At 57.8% G+C, this 2,666-nt stretch carries 1 protein-coding gene and 4 pseudogenes; all 5 read left to right on the top strand.

Annotated elements, in window-relative coordinates; translation table 11 throughout:
- Positions 1-375 (top strand): annotated as a pseudogene (locus CO664_RS29940) (ABC transporter substrate-binding protein); the annotation flags it as partial.
- A 178-nt stretch (positions 376-553) separates the two neighbouring features.
- Positions 554-663 (top strand): annotated as a pseudogene (locus tag CO664_RS29935) (microcin ABC transporter permease); the annotation flags it as partial.
- Positions 664-676: 13 nt separating this feature from the next.
- A pseudogene (locus tag CO664_RS29930) lies at positions 677-828 on the top strand (glyoxylate/hydroxypyruvate reductase A); the annotation flags it as partial.
- Positions 829-1,037: 209 nt separating this feature from the next.
- A pseudogene (locus tag CO664_RS31785) lies at positions 1,038-1,319 on the top strand (acyltransferase); the annotation flags it as partial.
- A 64-nt stretch (positions 1,320-1,383) separates the two neighbouring features.
- A partial coding sequence (locus CO664_RS31630; protein WP_272939093.1) for an acyltransferase family protein occupies positions 1,384-2,666 on the top strand: 1,283 nt, incomplete at its 3' end.

Genomic DNA, 2,666 nt, shown 5'->3' with positions numbered 1-2,666 from the left:
CGGGAGCGCGCCTTCGATTACGACATGACCTGGGAGGTCTGGGGCCAGACCTTGAGCCCCGGTAACGAGCAAGCGGATTACTGGGGATCGGAAGCCGCCACACGTCAGGGCTCGCGCAATTATGCCGGCATTTCCGACCCCGGCGTCGACGCGCTCATCCAGCGCGTGATTTTCGCAAAGGATCGGGAGACGCTGGTTGCCGCCACCAAGGCGCTCGACCGTGTGCTGCTCGCCCATAATTACGTCATTCCGCTCTATTACAAGCTGGCCGCCCAAATAGCCTATTGGGACAAGCTGGACCGGCCGCAAGAACTACCGAAATACGGACTCGGCTTCCCCGTTGTGTGGTGGTCCAAGAACGCTGCGAGCCAATGAAGCATTGCACTCAGGGCATCTCTCGATTTCAAAAGCGCGGAGCGAATCACTCAAATACGGGACCAGCTCGGCAGGATGCGACGCGCCAAGGAGTTCAGGGATTGAAACGACATAGACGGCGAACGAGAGCGCCGCCGGTCCCGGCGGTCGGCGGCGCGAATGTGCCGGGGTTCGCCTGATGGGTGCCTATATCCTGCGCCGGCTGCTCCTGATGATTCCAACGATTGTCCGGATCATGGCCATCTCGTTTGCGTCGTGCAATTTGCCCCCGGCGGTCCCGTGGAACAGGCATCGCGGACTGGCACCCGACCTCTTCTCGCGGGCACCGGACCTGAAGGTCGTCTTTTCCGGCGACGCGGGTGTCTATCACGTGCTGACGCTGCCGGGCCTGCCCGACGTGCCGCTAGTTTTCGCTTCGTCGACCGGACGCTGACGAGACGGGTAAGCGAATTCGCCGATCAGTTTCAGCGGACTACGCCGTTTCATCAGGGTTGGCCGGAATGTATCGCGAGTGCGTATGCACGGCCCGCGCAGCATCCATTTGGCAATCGACGATGGTCGTCATCCGTTTTGTCAAATTAGATTCCTGGTTGCGATGGCCAACGCGACGCCGACGACTTTTTGTAACCGGTGAACATACTGAAGAACGTGGAACCTAAGCGATGTACGACTGCAGAAGGCATGAAGTTTGCGTTCTTGCAGCGTGCAACCCCTGCCTGAGTGTCGCTTTTGCGAACCATCCACCTGATCGAAAATCAACAGGTCCTATAATGTCACGAGAATTCCGACCCGATGTCCAGGCTTTGCGGGGTCTAGCTGTTCTGCTGGTTGTGCTTTATCACACCGATGTCGGGCCGTTCGGTTATCTCGGCGTTGATATTTTCTTCGTGATTTCTGGCTTTCTGATCACTGGCCTCATCATGAGGCAGCTCGAGCAATCACAGTTCAGCTTTTGGGGGTTCTATTATCGTCGTGCGAGGCGCCTCTTGCCGGCGGCTTACGTCGTCATTGGCGCTTACGACGATCGCTGCGCCTTTGTTCCTGTCAGATGTGGGCCTGCGGGAGCTCCGAAATCAGGTGTTCGGGGCGCTGACATTTACCGGCAATATAGTTCTATGGTCTCAAGCGGACTATTTCGGCGGAGCCGCAGAAACAAAGCCTCTTCTGCACTTCTGGTCGCTTGCTGTCGAAGAACAGTGTTATCTGGTGCTCCCTGCCTTCTTTGCCTTGGCACCCAAAAGATGGTGGCTGTTGGGCGTTGGCTCGCTACTGGTTGCCAGCGCAATCCTATGTTTCTACGTGGCGTTTCGACATCCGACCGCCGCATTTTATCTTTTGCCGACCCGCTTTTGGGAAATGGCGGTCGGTTCCATCGGGGCTTTGTTGCCCGCTAGCCCTCGGGTGGCTGCCAAGCTCGCGACACTGCGCTTCCCGGCGCTTGGGCTTCTCCTCCTTATTCCCATTGGACCTTCTGGTTTGCAGAACCCTGTCGTGGATGCCGCTTTAGTTTGCGTCGCAACCCTCATTCTCCTGCTGGCGCCCGGCACCGAGAGTGTGGCGGTCCGAGCCATGGCAAAAATAGGGAACATCTCGTATTCGCTCTATCTGATCCATTGGCCGGTGCTGGTCTATGTTCGGGCTGCTTGGCTGTCAGAGCCTCCTGCGGTTGCGATCTACGCGGCAGTTGGCTTCTCAGCTGTCGCGAGCTTAGCTCTTCACCGCTTCGTCGAGAAACCCTTCCGACTGGGAACCGTCACGTCTCATGTGCGAATGACTTCAGGACTCGTCGCCGCAACGGCTCTTCTCGCCTTCGTACCGGCAATGGGCATTGGCGCAACCGAAAGTAGGGTTGGCGTTTCCGACGTCCGGCGGATCAATTACGGCCTGGGAAGAGCATGTGATCTTACCCCAGGATCACCTCCTCAGACTATCCCGGATGCGTGCCAGACGGCGGACAGGCCCGAATTGCTGGTCTGGGGCGATTCATTTGCTATGGCACTTGTTCCCGGCTTGGCCAAAACAGTCGGTGAAGCCGGCCTGGCGCAACTCACCATGAGCGGGTGCCTCCCCGCCATCGGCGTTGCTGCCTTCTCGAGCCGGGCAGCGTCTCCATATCCCCGTGCCTTTGGCGAGGACTGTATTCGCTTCAATGACAGTGTTTTGAGCATCCTGAAGAACCAGCCGGAGATAAGAACCGTTGCAATCTCAAGCCCATTTGACGCACCTGTATCCAACGACTTTATGCTGCTTAAGAGGACTGGTGATACCTTCACGGAGGTTGAAACATCGGT

Origin of the sequence: Sinorhizobium sp. NG07B (genome assembly GCF_002532005.1) — a bacterium.
GTDB lineage: Bacteria > Pseudomonadota > Alphaproteobacteria > Rhizobiales > Rhizobiaceae > Sinorhizobium > Sinorhizobium fredii_C.
This window is presented reverse-complemented; position numbering and strand designations above follow the sequence as displayed.